This is a genomic window from Agrobacterium sp. 22-3639C2 (assembly GCF_053522105.1).
Genome location: NZ_JBNWDB010000006.1, coordinates 217,539 through 232,589, shown reverse-complemented (window position 1 = coordinate 232,589; position 15,051 = coordinate 217,539). Strand labels below are relative to the sequence as shown.

Genomic DNA, 15,051 nt, shown 5'->3' with positions numbered 1-15,051 from the left:
GCTTAACTTTAACGATTAATTCTTTGTAATGATCGCTGAAACGTGAGCGCTTTTCGCGCATATGGTGTCTTTTCGACTGCAAAAGGCCTTGTATCGGACACGTTCTGCCATCATATTCTTGGGCAGGCTTGCTGAAGCTCCGCAGCGGCGCCCGGGAGGTATCCCGACACCGTAGCAATTACGGAGCTCAAAAGAGGAAACAATGGCTGACTTCAATAACTACCAGAACCGCATGGCCCAGACCCGTGCACAGACTGGTGCGATGATCGATGAAGGTCTTCGTGCCTACATGCTCAAGGTTTACAACCTTATGGCACTGGCTCTGGTCATCACCGGTGTTGCGGCGTTCGCTACCTTCACGCTCGCGACCACCAATCCGGCTTTCGCCCAGTTGCTCTATGCATCGCCGTTGCGCTGGGTTGTGATGCTCGCACCGCTCGGACTGGTGTTCTTTCTTAGCTTCCGTATCCAGAACATGAGCGTTTCTGCCGCCCAGATGACCTTCTGGGTCTATGCGGCGCTGATGGGCGTGTCCCTGTCTTCGATCTTCCTGGTCTATACCGGCCAGAGCGTCGTACAGACGTTCTTCGTGACCGCTGCCTCGTTCGGCGCGCTCTCGCTTTACGGTTACACCACGAAGAAAGACCTTTCGGGCATGGGTTCGTTCCTGATCATGGGTCTGTTCGGCCTGATCATCGCGTCCATCGTCAACATCTTCCTCGCCTCTTCCGCGCTGCAGTTCGCGATCTCCGCGATTGGTGTGCTGATCTTCGCTGGCCTCACCGCCTATGACACGCAGAAGATCAAGGAAATGTATTTCGATGGCGACGAAGTTGCCGTGGCTGGCCGCAAGGCGATCATGGGTGCGCTGACGCTCTATCTCGACTTCATCAATCTGTTCATGTTCCTCCTGCAGTTCATGGGCAACCGTGACAAGTAAGGGCAGCAACCCAACTGGCAAACATGCAAAAGGCGGCCATTCGGCCGCCTTTTTATTTACCGAAATTCGAGACTTGATCGCCTCTCCACCCGCGTGTCCGCACGAAGCTGCGGCAGGGTAGCTCGTCCCGTCTCATCTCACTCGATGAGCTTCAGGACCTTGTCGAAAACCTTGAGAACCTGCGGCAGCTCGTGGCCACGTTTGAGAATGCGGCCATCCGTATTCACCACGCAATAGGCCCCCTGTTTCGCCGCCAGCTTGGGGTTCTTCTCGATCCTGTAGAGCGGCATTTCACCCGAGCGTTTAAAGACTGAAAATACCGCCTTTTCCTTCAAGTGGTCGATGGCATAGTCGCGCCACTCGCCCTCTCCCACCATGCGGCCATAGATGCGCAGGATCGCATCCAGCTCACGCCGGTGGAATGTAATTGGCAGAGGGTCTTTATCTTTTTTGTACTCGCGGAGATCGACAACGGTGGAACTGTCGCGTGAAGCGGTCTGAACCTGCTGCACATCCGGTTGATCGGTCATCCAATACCTCCGATTCCACCCAAGTCGTCCGATTAATGTGAGCCGGAGAAGACAAAATTGCAAGTCTCGAACAGCCATTGAACATGAGATCGCAACTTTGGAGGCGGGTTTTACGGTCTTAGGACGGCAGCGAAACCCGGCGTCTGCGACGCAGAAAGACGCCCTCCGATGCCCATAAGGACGTTGCCTTAGAAAAAAGCAGGGGTAAAAAAGGTAACCATTTAGGCAGCCATTTTAGCACGGCCTGCCGTATTTCGGTCAAACCATGGCCCGAATTGAATGGAATAGTCCTATTGTCAATTGATGCCTAGGCACCAAGATGACCCGATCCGGTGCATTGACCCTTTACCCCCAGCCCCCAATGCCCGGATCGGATCTTCCATCGCCAGACAGGCGATCAGGGTGTTTCATTCCCCAGTAAAATACTTGCGCCGACGATTGCCGCCGGATCGCCGCTGGCATTTGCCGTTTGCAACAGCACGGCGCAGCCGCCCTTTTTCACCTTTGCCACCACGCTCGCCGGGAGCTTCACCGTCATCGGTGAACCATCCCACATTCCAACCGTTTGCACGTCATAGACGCTGTGCCAGTAGGACATTTTCTTCCCCTGGTTTTCGCCTTTCTGCACATCCACCGTCTGTTCGCGCGTGAAATAGGCGACCACGACATCGGCCTTGCCGCTACCGGCGCCAATATCGATCTCCACCTCGTCACCGGCAAATTTGGACGCGACCGGCACGTTCAGCCCCTGGCCCTCCCGCTTGAAAGCATCCAGCCTGTCGTAAATCCCGCGGACATCCGCACCCTTGACGTGGTCGCGACCGTTCAGGATGGCCTGCGGCGTATAGACACCGTTGCGGCCGAGGGCGCGCATGTAGCCATATTGCCGCTCTGTATTTTCCTTCGATGCCAGGGAATCTGTCCAGCCAAGATAATTCCAGTAGTCGACATGGTAGGAGAGGCCGACCACATCACCCTTCTGGATCATCTTGCGCAACGCTTCGTCCGCCGGCGGGCAGGACGCGCATCCCTGCGATGTAAACAACTCGACAACGCCCTTCACAGCTTCCTGCGCATGCGCGGATGTGACGAGGAACGTGCCGAGAAGACATATCGACAGGGGCAATTTCAGCGGCATTACAAGAACCTTTGTCCGGAGCAGATATCCAGACGAATTGATGCGATCAACCCAACCGGATTCAAACCGGAAAATAACGTCTATTCCACTTCAATAGAAAGTCACGAAGGGGTGAGTGGCAATCACAAAAAAAGAGATGATGAAACGCAAAGACGCCGGGAAAAATCCCGGCGTCCTTTGCTGGTCTGAGCTTTGTCAGGCAACCAGATCGCGAAGAACCGTCTGCAGAATGCCGCCATTGTTCATGTAGATCACTTCATCCAGCGTATCGATGCGGCAAAGAAGCGGAACTTCCTTCACCGAACCGTCGCTGTAGGTGATCTTGGCGATCTTCTTTTCACGCGGCTTGATTTCACCTTCGAGACCATCGATCTCGACGACTTCATCACCCTTGAGATCAAGGCTTGCCCAGGTCGTGCCTTCCTCGAAGACGAAGGGAACGACGCCCATGCCGACGAGGTTGGAGCGGTGGATACGCTCGAAGGACTGTGCGATGACTGCCTTGACGCCGAGCAGGTTGGTGCCTTTCGCCGCCCAGTCGCGGGAAGAACCGTTGCCATATTCGACACCGGCGAAGATGACGAGCGGAACGCCCTCCGCCTTGTACTTCATGGCAGCGTCGTAGATCGACATCTCTTCCTTCGACGGATAGTGGATGGTGTAGCCACCTTCCTTGCCGTTCGGGCCGAGCATGTGGTTGCGGATGCGGATATTGGCGAAGGTGCCGCGCATCATGACTTCATGGTTGCCGCGACGCGTACCGTACTGGTTGAAGTCGGCAACGCCCACGCCGTGCTCCGTCAGATAGGCGCCGGCGGGCGAAGCAGCCTTGATCGAACCGGCCGGGGAAATGTGGTCGGTTGTGATCTTGTCGCCGAAGAGACCGAGAACGCGGGCGCCCTTGATGTTCGTAAGGCCCGTACCAGTCTTGCCCATGCCCACGAAGTAAGGCGGGTTCTGAACATAGGTCGACTTGTCGTCCCAGGCATAGGTCTGGCCCGGGGGAACCTGAACGGCCTGCCAGTTCGCGTCACCCTTGAAGACATCAGCGTACTTCGATTCGTAAAGTTCGCGTGTGACGTATTTCAGGATGAATTCCTGGATTTCCTGCGAAGTCGGCCAGATATCCTTGAGATAGACCGGATTGCCGTTCTGGTCGTCGCCGATCGGCTCCTTCGTCAGGTCCTTCTGGACTGTGCCGGCAAGCGCGTAGGCCACGACGAGCGGCGGCGAGGCGAGATAGTTCGCCTGAACATCGGGCGAGATACGGCCTTCGAAGTTGCGGTTGCCGGAGAGGACGCCGGCCGTGATCAGGCCCTTGTCGTTGATCGTCTTGGAGATCGGTGCGGGCAGCGGGCCGGAGTTGCCGATGCAGGTGGTGCAGCCGAAACCGACGAGGTTGAAGCCAATCGCATCGAGATCCTTCTGCAGACCCGACTTGTCGAGATATTCGGCAACGACCTGCGACCCCGGCGCCAGCGAGGTCTTCACCCACGGCTGGGACTTCAGACCCTTGGCAACCGCATTGCGGGCGAGAAGGCCGGCAGCGATGAGAACGGAAGGGTTGGACGTGTTGGTGCAGGAGGTGATGGCGGCAATCGCCACATCGCCATGGCCGAGATCGAACTCCTCACCCTCAACCGCATAGCGGCTGTGGAGTTGGCCGGGCTTCTTGTAGTCGTTCTCGAGAGCCGCCGCGAAATTCGGTGCAATGGTTTCGAGCGGCAGACGGCCTTCCGGACGCTTCGGACCGGCCATGGATGGCACGACGTCGCCGAGGTCGAGTTCAAGGGTGTCGGTGAAGACGAGGTCGGAACCGTCGCCCGTCCGCCACATGTCCTGCGCCTTCGAATAGGCTTCGACAAGCGCGATACGGTCCTTGGTGCGACCGGACATGGTCAGATAGTTGATGGTCTCGCCGTCAACCGGGAAGAAGCCGCAGGTAGCGCCATATTCGGGACCCATATTGCCGATGGTGGCACGGTCGGCCAGCGTCATCGAATCGAGGCCGGGGCCGAAGAATTCGACGAATTTGGAAACCACGCCCTTCTTGCGCAGCATCTGCACGACGGTCAGCACGAGGTCGGTCGCAGTCACGCCTTCCTTCACCTTGCCGGTCAGCTTGAAGCCGATGACCTCGGGCAGGAGCATGGAGACAGGCTGGCCGAGCATCGCTGCTTCAGCCTCGATACCGCCAACGCCCCAGCCGAGAACGCCAAGACCGTTGATCATGGTGGTGTGGCTGTCGGTGCCGACGCAGGTATCCGGGTAAGCGATCGTTTCGCCGTCCTCTTCCTTGGTCCAGATGGTCTGGCCGAGATATTCGAGGTTTACCTGGTGACAGATGCCGGTACCGGGCGGAACCACGCGGAAGTTCTTGAATGCCTGCTGGCCCCACTTCAGGAAGCGGTAACGCTCGCCATTGCGCTCATATTCAAGCTCGACGTTTCGGGCAAACGCCGTCGGCGTGCCAAATTCGTCAACGATAACAGAGTGGTCGATCACGAGGTCGACGGGAACGAGCGGATTGATCTTTTCCGGGTCGCCACCGAGCGACACCATGGCATCGCGCATGGCGGCGAGATCGACCACAGCCGGAACGCCGGTGAAGTCCTGCATGAGAACGCGGGCGGGACGATAAGCGATTTCGTTTTCGGTCAGGCCCTTATTGTTCAGCCACTCTGCAACGGCCAGAATATGCTCTTTGGTGACGGACTGGCCGTCCTCGAAACGAAGCAGGTTTTCCAGAAGAACTTTCATGGAATAGGGGAGCTTGGAAACGCCCTTCAGGCCGTTTGCCTCAGCCTTGGGAAGGCTGAAATAGACGTAGTCCTTACCATCAACGGTAAGGACGGAACGACAATGAAAACTGTCGAGTGATTTGGGCATGGATAAAAAACCCCGCTTACTCTGATAGCCAACACGTGCGTGCGGACACCTATGCACTCATGCACATCAGGATGCGGGTACGACCATTTCCGCTGTCCGCACGTGAAAATTGCTCCTCGCAATCGTCAAGTCCGGCGCAAGATGATGTTCACGCCGGCCGCTGGCGTGGTTGACACCCATATAGATAATTTCTCAGAAACGTGCCAGACCATTCAGGAAATCAAATCGATTTTTTTATGCGAGACGATGAAAATCTTATACGGAAACGCAGCATGGATTTGACCGCGGAAAATCTTGGCGTGCGACGCGGCGAAGATTTCATATTCATGAACATTTCCTTCAAGTTAAGTGACGGCGAAGCGCTGGTGCTGACCGGCCGCAACGGCTCGGGAAAATCCACGCTTCTGCGCACTGTAGCCGGCCTGCTGCGCCCCGAGCAGGGCTGGGTAAAGATAGCCGGCAAAGGAATAGAAGCGGACATGCGTCCATCGGAGGCCTGCCATTATCTCGGCCATCGCAACGCAATGAAAACGGAACTGACGGTTTCGGAGAATCTGCGGTTCTGGAAAGACTTTCTCGGTGACTTCACCGGCGGCGCCGGTGTCGATATCGATGAGGCGGCAGACATCGTCGGCCTTGCGGGCATCACCCACCTGCCCTTCGGTTACCTGTCCGCAGGCCAGCAGCGACGTTTTGCCATGGCAAAACTTTTGATCGCGTGGCGGCCGGTGTGGATTCTCGACGAGCCGACAGCGGCGCTCGACAAAGCAGCGGACGGCATGTTTACGGATCTGGTCAAGAGCCACCTGAGGAGAGGCGGCATCGTCATGGCTGCGACCCATCAGCCGCTTGGGCTCGACAATGCGCGGGAATTGCAGATGACGGGCTTTGCAGGTGTGGAGGCTTGGGCGTGATGGGTGCGTGTGCGGGGTATGCCCGCCTACCGAGGCGCCTCCAATGACCGCCCTCTTCCTCCGCGACCTGAAACTCTCCATCCGCGCCGGCGGTGGCGCGCTGATCGGCGTCTTGTTCTTCATGACCGTTGTCGCCGTCATCCCCTTCGGTGTCGGGCCTGATCTCAATCTGCTTGCACGCATCGGCCCAGCCATTGTCTGGATCGGCGCGCTGCTCTCCACCCTCCTCGGCCTCGACAGGCTGTTTCAGGCAGAGCGGGATGACGGCTCGCTAGACCTCATACTCATGCAGGAAAACCCGCTTGTGCTGACCGTGCTCGTCAAATGCCTGGCACATTGGGTGGGAACGGGTCTGCCACTGGTCATCGCCTCGCCGCTCATCGGCCTGTTCATGAACATGGACGAAGTGGCGATCGGCGCGGTGATGCTCACACTCCTTGTCGGATCGCCCGCCATTACCTTCATCGGCGCGGTGGGTGCCGCTGTCGCCGTTGCCTTGCCGCGCGGCGGCCTTCTGGTCTCCATCCTTGTGCTGCCATTGGCCATTCCGGTACTGATCTTCGGCGTCAGCGCGTCCTATGCGGCGGTGCAGGATCCGGCACCCTTTCTGCCGCCCTTCCTCATTCTCTGCGCGATCACGTTATTTTCAGCCGTGACCGGTCCTTTCTTTGCCGCTTTGGCATTGCGCAATGTTATGGATTGATGAAACCGCAATTGCCGATCTACGATTGACGGCGATCAATTGCGGGGCAGCCATTCTCGGGTTACACAAACGGCATGAACCAGCAGACTTTCACCATCACCAAATTCAGTGATCTCGCCAATCCCACGCGGTTTCTGGCGCTCTCGGCACGCATTCTGCCCTGGCTTGCGGTCCTGACGGCACTGGTGCTGGCCGCCGGTCTCTATCTGTCTTTCACGACAGATGGCGACTACCAGCAGGGTTATACCGTGCGCATCATGTATGTGCATGTCCCCTCCGCCTGGCTTTCGATGATGTGTTATACGGTCATGGCGGTCTCAGCGATCGGCACGCTCGTCTGGCGTCATCCGGTTGCGGATGTCAGCCACAAGGCGGCCGCACCCATAGGCGCCGCCTTCACGCTGATTGCGCTTGTTACCGGCTCGCTCTGGGGTAAACCCATGTGGGGAACCTGGTGGGTATGGGACGCGCGGCTGACGTCCGTCTTTGTGCTTTTTCTGATGTATCTTGGCCTGATAGCGCTCAACCGCGCCATGGACGACCCTTCCAGGGCCGCCCGTGTCAGCGCCGTGCTCATCCTCGTTGGTTTTGTGAATATTCCCATCATCAAGTTTTCAGTTGAATGGTGGAACACGCTTCACCAGCCGGCAAGCGTCATCCGCATGGGCGGCTCGGCAATCGATTCGGAGTTTCTCTGGCCGCTTCTGACCATGGCGATCGGCTTCACGCTACTGTTCTTCACGTTGCACATCGCCGCAATGCGTAACGAAATCTGGCGCCGGCGCGTGGCAGCCCAACGGCGGCTTGCCGCCCGCATGGCAAACCGGGAGGCATGACAACATGACACACGCCTTTTATATCGGCATGTCCTATGCGGCGACCGGCCTTGTTGTCCTCTGTCTCATCGCCTGGGTCATCCTGGATGGTCAGGCGCGCAAACGGGAACTGAAAGAACTGGAAGCATCCGGCGTGCGCCGCAGGGCAAAAGCCGCTTCTGCGGGTGAAACCCGATGACGCAGGCCAGCCAGGACCAGAACACCAAAGCCAAAAGCACGGGGCGCACACGATATGCCCTGGCGCTTCTGCCGCTTCTGCTTTTCGGCGGTTTTGCCATTATCGCCGGCAAGATGCTCTACGATCAGGACGTCAACGGGCTGGATATCAGCGCCATTCCATCGGCGCTCATCGGAACCAAGGCGCCCGCACTGTCGCTGCCGCCGCTGGAAGGCTCAAACCTGCCGGCCCTCAACGAGGCCGCCGTCAAGGGTAAGCTGACGCTGGTCAACGTCTTCGCCTCCTGGTGCATTCCGTGCCGTCAGGAGCATCCCATCCTTCAGGAATTGGCGAAAGACAAACGCATCACCGTCGTCGGCATCAACTATAAGGACAAACCGGACAACGCGCTTCGTTTTCTCGGCGAACTCGGCAATCCCTTTGCCGCGATAGGCGTCGACCCGAACGGCAAGGCCGCGATCGACTGGGGTGTCTATGGTATCCCTGAAAGCTATCTGGTCGGCGCCGACGGCACGATCCTCTACAAAAAGGTCGGCCCCTTCGATGCCCGCAGCGTCGAGCGGGATTTATTGCCGGCGATCACCGCTGCGGCCGGAAAGTAGCCCGCGCGCCGAACGGTATTATACCTTGGAAATCACCCTTAGCGACGGCCCTTCGGCTGTCGCCTGCAAACCCATCCCTTCAAGCACGACCTGATTGCGGCCACCACGCTTTGCCGCATACAGGCTGTCATCGGCGCGTTTGATCGCATCGTGAATTGAATGATCTCCTCTCGCGACAGCTGAAACGCCGAAGCTCGCCGTGACCTTGGTGGCCACGCCACGGCTACGCCAATCCAGCGACAGAAGGTTCAAACGCATGGCATTGGCAAGGTGACCGGCCGCGGCGGCGGTGTGGCCGGGCAGGAAAACCACGAATTCCTCGCCACCGAAACGCGCCACCAGAGCGTCGCTACGCGCGCTTTTCCTGAGAAGGTCTGAAAGGCCGATGAGAACGATATCACCGGCGGCGTGGCCATAGTCATCGTTGATACGCTTAAAATGGTCTATGTCGCACGCAATTACTGCGCCTATCGGTGTCCCGCTGCGAAAATCGGGAACGCGCCGGTCGAATCCACGGCGGTTCAGCACATCCGTCAGCGGATCGTGCTCAGCCGCTTGCAGGTGCCGGTCGACAGTCACGGAAATCTGGCTCGCGAGTACGGATAGCGCAAGCAGAAAGCCGAATATGCTCGCGGCAAGCTGCATGTAGAAAGCATAATCGGATTCGAAGAATTCACTGAGTTCGATCATCGAACCGTTCGGCGTCATCACCAGCAACATGCCGATGCGCACCAGCGTTTCGAGCACCACGAGTGACGCAATCGCCACCATCAGCCTGTCTGCAAGCGCCAGGGGTCGCTTCCGCACGATCCAGACCGGGATGGCGAGCAGCAGGGCGCAGACAAGATCACCGATGACCAGCTCACGTTTCAGATCCGGTGTGACGAAGACATGGAACGAGACCAGCAAAACCGCCGCAGCCACGATCGACAGTCGCGTCGTCGTATAAAGCGGCCGTCCGAAATGGGTAAGCAGCGCATGGCCGTAGAGAAAAAAGGCAGAGAAAAACAACAGGTTCGAGACGATCGCCTGTACTTCGAAGGGCAAGCCGCCAAGCACCAGAGGTGCGGCAAAACCAAACGCCGCCGAAAGATATCCGAAACCCCAATATCGCGCCGAAGCGTGGCCGGTCCTCTGCAGGAACAGGAATACCACACCGAATGTCAGCATGATGAAGGGGAGAAGGTAGGCGAAATTATCTTGCACAGTGTTCTGCCGGACGGAAAGACGAGCCTTTGAGCCCGGACACTACCGCAATGCCCTTAAGAAAACTTGCATATAACGCAGGGTTTTCGTGCCTTTCCGACGCACGTACGGGCAGATATCTTCACATTGGCGGGAGCGCGTTCTGCCATTGCTTGATCGCTTCGACGGGCCAGACAAGCATCACTACGTTCAGCGTCAGATTATCGCGGATCAGCCAGCCGGTGAAGATTTCAAAGAAGATGGCGATCACAACCGTCAGCCACACCGGCACGCGGGCGGCGAAGAGGAAACCCAGCGCCATGAAAACGGTGTCCATAGCGGAGTTCAGGATGCTGTCGCCGGTATAACCCAGCGCCATGGTCGCCGTGCGGTAACGATCGATAATGAGCGGCGAGTTTTCGAGAATTTCCCACGCTGCCTCTATCAAAACCGCAAAAGAAAGCCGCATGGAAAGGGGTTTCTTGCGAAACAGCAGCCAGGCGAGCCCGTAAAACAGGAAGCCGTGGATAATGTGTGAGGGCGTGTACCAGTCGGCAAGATGCTGGGAATTGCCCGGCGTGTTCACACCGGGTTCGAACAGCTTCACATAACCGCATTCGCAAATGGGAATGCGGCCCATGGCATAGAGGATGACGATCTGCAGGAGAAGAAGTCCGGCGGCGACACCGAACCATTTGAACGAGCGCGGACGGGAAGCCGGCATCTCTGCAACTGTCATTTTTCGTCCTTGTTCAGCGGTTCGAGCGAATGACGCATGACGAGCGGCATTTGCGCCATGGTGAAGATGATCGTGATCGGCATCGTGCCCCACACCTTGAACGCAACCCATGCGTCGGTTGAGAACATGCGCCAGACCACCTCGTTCAGCACGGCGAGAAAGAGGAAGAACACGCCCCAGCGCAGCGTCAGCTTGCGCCAGCCCTCATCGTTCAGCCTGAAGGCCGAATTGAAGACATAGCCAAGCAGCGACTGGCCGAAAAACAGGCCGCCCAGCAGAATGACGCCGAACAGCGCATTGACGATGGTTGGCTTCATCTTGATGAAGGTATCGTTCTGCAGCCACAGCGTCAACGCACCGAACACGAGAACCACGATGCCTGATATCAGCGGCATGATCGGCAGCTTGCGTGTCAGCATCCATGAGACGGAAAGCGCAATTGCGGTTGCGATCATGAACAGGCCGGTGGCGATGAAGATCGGCCCGCCGAACTCCGTCAGTACCGGAAAAGTGGAGGCCAGCCATTCGCCGCGGGAATTGGCGAAAAAGAACACCATAAGCGGGCCAAGCTCGAGCACGAATTTCAGGAGCGGGCTGATTTCCGCCACCATCTTTTCGCTTTCCTTGGAATTGCTTTCAATATCCATACTCAAACTCCCGCAATGGCTTTGGCGAAATCTTCCGCCTCGAAGGGCTCCAGATCGTCCACGCCTTCACCCACACCAATGAAATACACCGGCAGCTTGTGTTTGGCGGCAATGGCCACGAGGATACCGCCCCGCGCCGTGCCATCCAATTTTGTCATAATCAGGCCCGAAACACCCGCAACATTGCGGAATATCTCCACCTGGTTCAAGGCGTTCTGCCCGGTCGTGGCGTCCAGTGTCTGAAGCACGGTATGCGGCGCATCGGGATCGAGCTTGCCGAGCACGCGCACGATCTTTTCCAGCTCCGCCATCAGCTCCGTCTTGTTCTGCAAACGGCCGGCAGTATCAATGATGAGCACATCGCTTTTTTGCGCACGCGCCTGCTCATAGGCGTCGTAAGCGAGACCCGAGGCATCCGCACCGAGCTTGGTGCCGATGAATTGCGAGCCGGTGCGATCCGCCCAGATCTTGAGCTGCTCGATTGCCGCCGCACGGAACGTATCGCCGGCCGCGAGCATGACCTTGAGGCCAGAGCCCGAGAGCTTGGAGGCGAGCTTGCCGATGGTCGTGGTTTTGCCGGTGCCGTTCACGCCGACGACGAGAATGACATGCGGCTTGTGTGAAAGATCGAGTTCCAGCGGCTTGGCGACAGGTTTCAGGACCTTGGTGATCTCACCTGCCATGATGCGCGCCACGTCCTCGCCGCTGACATCCTTGCCGTAACGTTCCGAAGACAGGGCGCCGGTGATGCGCATGGCGGTCTCGACACCCAGATCCGACTGGATGAGAAGGTCTTCCAGTTCGTCGAGCGTATCCTCATCCAGCTTGCGCTTGGTGAACAGCGCCGAAATCTGGGTGGTAAGTTGCGAGGAGGTGCGCGCAAGCCCGGCCCGCAGGCGCTGGAACCAGCTGAGCTTCGGCTGCGGCGCTTCGGCGACAGGCTCTTCGCGCTCGCTTGCCGCCGCAAAACCTTTCGGCAAGATCGGCGAAACGGCAGAGGGCTCAACGGCACCGGCAGCCTCCGCCTCATCGAGCAGCGCATCCATCGCATCTGCATCGAGCACGGCATCGGCAGCTTCGGGCAAAACCTCGGCCTGTTCTTCGGCGGCGGCTTCGGCCTGCAACAGCGACAGCGGAACAACGCCGATGTCTCCGGCCTGCTCGGCACCGGGCAGAAGTGGCGCGTCCTCTTCCTCCTGGTCATCGGAAAGGGCCGCATCGGCATCCGGAGCGGGCCCACCGGCCGTCTCGATCTCGAGTTCGGAAACAGGGTCTTTTTCGACAATGGGATGCGCTTCGGCTTCGCTCAGCGCCTCATCGAAAGAGACATTTTCTCTGGCGCGTTCAAGCGCGGAATCCTCTTGCGGCTTGCCGTCAGTCCCGGCCTTGTCCTTGCCGAAAGAAAAGACTTTTTTGATGAAGCCGAGGGCCATGGTCGTTCCCGTGTCTTTTCCTGTGCCGCTTCAGGCCGCGTCCGCTGCGAGAAGCTTCATGTTCAGATGTTTGCCGTTGTGGCCGGTAATCTCAACCTGCGCAAGAGTGCGCGTGAGAAGATCGGGCGCCGCCACCAGCGTGAAATTGTCGGTATGCGCAAAACCGGTGTTTTCAACGAGGATCGTTTGCGTCGAACCAACCATATTTTGCAGATGCACGAGCCTGAGTGCCTCGCCACGTTCGCGAAGCCTCGCCGCCCGCTCCTTCACCAGCGCACGGTCGAGCTGCGGCATACGCGCCGCCGGCGTGCCGGAACGCGGGCTGTAGGGAAATACGTGCAGGCTGGAAATGCCGCATTCTTCCGCAAGCGTCGCGGCGTTTTCGAACATCTCTTCGTTCTCGGTCGGAAAACCTGCGATCATATCAGCACCGAATGCGATATCCGGCCGGAGCGACCGCACCTCGTGACAGAAACGGATGGCATCGGCCCGCAAATGACGGCGTTTCATGCGTTTCAGGATCATGTCGTCGCCATGCTGGAGGGACAGGTGAAGATGCGGCATGAAACGCGCCTCACCGGCAATCAGATCCATCAGATGGTGGTCGGCCTCGATGCTGTCGATCGAGGATAGCCGAAGTCTCAAGATTTCCGGCACCTGCTTCAGCAATGTTTTGGCAAGAAGCCCTAGCGAAGGTTCGCCCGGCAGGTCGGCACCGTAGCTGGTAGCATCCACCCCGGTCAGGACGATTTCGCAATAGCCGCTTTCCACCAGCCTGCGCGCCTGCTCGACCACAGCGCCCATCGGCACGGAGCGGGAATTGCCCCGCCCATAGGGAATGATGCAGAAGGTACAGCGATGGTCGCAGCCGTTCTGCACCTGAATGAAGGCACGGACATGCCCGTCAATGTGCTTGACCATCTGCGGCGCCGTCGCCTTGATGCTCATGATGTCGTTGACGCGCAGCTTTTCTTCCGCCGAAACGCCGAAATCCGGCAGTGCGCGATAGGAGGCGCTTTTCAGCTTTTCCTCATTGCCCAGCACCGCATCCACTTCGGGCATCTCGGCAAAGATCTGTTTTTCAGTCTGGGCAGCACAGCCGGTCACGATGATGCGCGCATGCGGATTGTCGCGCCTTGCCCGACGGATGGCCTGGCGCGCCTGGCGCACCGCCTCGCCCGTCACCGCGCAGGTATTGACCAAGACGGCATTGTTGAGCCCGGCCTTTTCGGCCTCCCCCCGCATCACTTCCGATTCATAGGTATTGAGACGGCAGCCGAAGGTTATGACCTCGACGCCGCTCATATGGCCCCCTGCTCAGCCACGGCATCGCGCGACCAGGTGCCGTTGATGGGATCGACCATGCCGGACCATTCCCATTCGGCCGGCCCCGTCATGATGACGTGGTTGTCCTCGCGCCATTCAATTGTCAGCGGCACACGCACGGGGCTGGAGGCGACATCGATGGTGACTTTCCTGCCCGTGCGGCCGGTGCGCGCAGCGGAAACGGCAGCGGCACATGCGGCAGAACCGCAGGCGAGCGTCAGCCCGGCGCCGCGCTCCCAGGTGCGGGTGCGAAGCGCACTGTCGGAAATAACCTGCGCCAGGGTGATATTGGCCTTTTCAGGGAACATCGGGTGGTTTTCCAGAAGCGGGCCGAAGCGCTCCAGATCGAACTCCATCGGATCGCGATCCACCCAGAAAATGGCGTGCGGGTTTCCCATGGACATGACGGCGGGCGAATGCAGGATTGGCGCGTCGATCGGCCCGATCTGCAACTCGATGCGGCTCGTATCGTGGAACTCTTCAGAAAGCGGAATGTCGCTCCAGCGAAAACGCGGCAGGCCCATATCAACGGAAATCATGCCGTCTTCATGCTCAACGGCGTTCAGGATGCCCGCCACCGTCTGGAAGGTGAAGGTGGTCTTGCCGGTTTCAGAGGACAGCGCCTGCACCACGCAGCGCGTGCCGTTGCCGCAGGCCTGCGCCTTCGTGCCGTCGCAATTAAGGATATCGATGAATGCATCGGTGCCGCCGACACGCGGATCGTGGATCGCCATGATCTGATCGAACTGCGTGGCGGGATCGGCATTGAGCGCGATGGCCGCCGAAGGCGTCACCATATCCCTGCGGCCGCGCATGTCGACAACGAGGATCTTGTTGCCAAGCCCGTTCATCTTCGCAAATTCGACCGTATCCGCCATCGTACTGAACCTGAAAACCACCTGAAACCGGAATAAAGACGGGCTTTGCCCGCACTTTCGCTCTATATGGCGGAAAGGACGGCAAATTACCAGACTGTTGCGGCGCAAACCGC

The 15,051-nt window shown here is 58.6% G+C and carries 15 protein-coding genes; 6 read left to right on the top strand and 9 right to left on the bottom strand.

Translation table 11 applies throughout. From position 1 onward, the window contains the following. Positions 1–202 precede the first annotated feature (202 nt). Positions 203–940, top strand: a complete 738-nt coding sequence (locus ACQZ6D_RS24360) for a Bax inhibitor-1/YccA family protein (RefSeq protein WP_013636912.1) — start codon at positions 203–205, stop codon at positions 938–940. Positions 941–1,077: 137 nt separating this feature from the next. Here ACQZ6D_RS24360 and ACQZ6D_RS24355 read toward each other — a convergent pair whose 3' ends face one another. The 3 genes from ACQZ6D_RS24355 to acnA form a co-directional block, all read right to left on the bottom strand. Next, positions 1,078–1,470: a DUF2794 domain-containing protein gene (locus ACQZ6D_RS24355; RefSeq protein WP_065705175.1), complete on the bottom strand. Its 393-nt coding sequence runs from the start codon at positions 1,468–1,470 to the stop codon at positions 1,078–1,080. Between the two features lie 397 nt (positions 1,471–1,867). Continuing rightward, positions 1,868–2,608, bottom strand: coding sequence for a DUF1223 domain-containing protein (locus ACQZ6D_RS24350; protein WP_003516643.1), 741 nt, complete (start codon positions 2,606–2,608; stop codon positions 1,868–1,870). Positions 2,609–2,803: 195 nt separating this feature from the next. Beyond that, positions 2,804–5,497, bottom strand: coding sequence for an aconitate hydratase AcnA (acnA, locus tag ACQZ6D_RS24345; RefSeq protein ID WP_065705173.1), 2,694 nt, complete (start codon positions 5,495–5,497; stop codon positions 2,804–2,806). A gap of 272 nt (positions 5,498–5,769) precedes the next feature. On the opposite strand from acnA, the gene ccmA reads away from it, so the two are divergent. From ccmA to ACQZ6D_RS24320, 5 genes are all read left to right on the top strand, one after another. Then, positions 5,770–6,411 carry a heme ABC exporter ATP-binding protein CcmA gene (gene ccmA, locus ACQZ6D_RS24340; RefSeq protein ID WP_065705171.1) on the top strand — a complete coding sequence of 214 codons (642 nt, stop codon included), beginning with the start codon at positions 5,770–5,772 and terminating at the stop codon, positions 6,409–6,411. A 43-nt stretch (positions 6,412–6,454) separates the two neighbouring features. Then, a complete protein-coding gene (ccmB, locus tag ACQZ6D_RS24335; RefSeq protein ID WP_003516632.1) occupies positions 6,455–7,114 on the top strand; it encodes a heme exporter protein CcmB in 660 nt (219 codons plus the stop codon). A 74-nt stretch (positions 7,115–7,188) separates the two neighbouring features. Beyond that, a complete protein-coding gene (locus tag ACQZ6D_RS24330) occupies positions 7,189–7,950 on the top strand; it encodes a heme ABC transporter permease (protein WP_025594583.1) in 762 nt (253 codons plus the stop codon). Between the two features lie 4 nt (positions 7,951–7,954). Next, a complete protein-coding gene (gene ccmD / locus ACQZ6D_RS24325; RefSeq protein WP_003516630.1) occupies positions 7,955–8,128 on the top strand; it encodes a heme exporter protein CcmD in 174 nt (57 codons plus the stop codon). Beyond that, entirely contained in the window at positions 8,125–8,730 is a 606-nt protein-coding gene (locus ACQZ6D_RS24320) for a DsbE family thiol:disulfide interchange protein (RefSeq protein ID WP_065688687.1), read from the top strand. The genes ccmD and ACQZ6D_RS24320 overlap by 4 nt, the downstream gene beginning before the upstream one ends. Positions 8,731–8,748: 18 nt before the next feature. Here ACQZ6D_RS24320 and ACQZ6D_RS24315 read toward each other — a convergent pair whose 3' ends face one another. The 6 genes from ACQZ6D_RS24315 to dapF form a co-directional block, all read right to left on the bottom strand. Then, positions 8,749–9,936 carry a GGDEF domain-containing protein gene (locus ACQZ6D_RS24315; RefSeq protein ID WP_065705169.1) on the bottom strand — a complete coding sequence of 396 codons (1,188 nt, stop codon included), beginning with the start codon at positions 9,934–9,936 and terminating at the stop codon, positions 8,749–8,751. Positions 9,937–10,057: 121 nt separating this feature from the next. Continuing rightward, on the bottom strand, positions 10,058–10,654 hold the full coding sequence (locus tag ACQZ6D_RS24310; protein ID WP_003516627.1) for a DUF2585 domain-containing protein: 597 nt from the start codon (positions 10,652–10,654) through the stop codon (positions 10,058–10,060). Then, positions 10,651–11,301: a septation protein A gene (locus tag ACQZ6D_RS24305; protein WP_003516625.1), complete on the bottom strand. Its 651-nt coding sequence runs from the start codon at positions 11,299–11,301 to the stop codon at positions 10,651–10,653. The genes ACQZ6D_RS24310 and ACQZ6D_RS24305 overlap by 4 nt, the downstream gene beginning before the upstream one ends. Before the next feature lie 2 nt (positions 11,302–11,303). Further along, entirely contained in the window at positions 11,304–12,734 is a 1,431-nt protein-coding gene (ftsY, locus tag ACQZ6D_RS24300) for a signal recognition particle-docking protein FtsY (protein WP_065705167.1), read from the bottom strand. 30 nt (positions 12,735–12,764) lie between these two features. Next, positions 12,765–14,039: a tRNA (N(6)-L-threonylcarbamoyladenosine(37)-C(2))-methylthiotransferase MtaB gene (mtaB, locus tag ACQZ6D_RS24295; protein ID WP_065705166.1), complete on the bottom strand. Its 1,275-nt coding sequence runs from the start codon at positions 14,037–14,039 to the stop codon at positions 12,765–12,767. Then, positions 14,036–14,938, bottom strand: a complete 903-nt coding sequence (gene dapF, locus ACQZ6D_RS24290) for a diaminopimelate epimerase (protein WP_065705164.1) — start codon at positions 14,936–14,938, stop codon at positions 14,036–14,038. Before dapF ends, mtaB begins: the two co-directional genes overlap by 4 nt. Positions 14,939–15,051 lie beyond the last annotated feature (113 nt).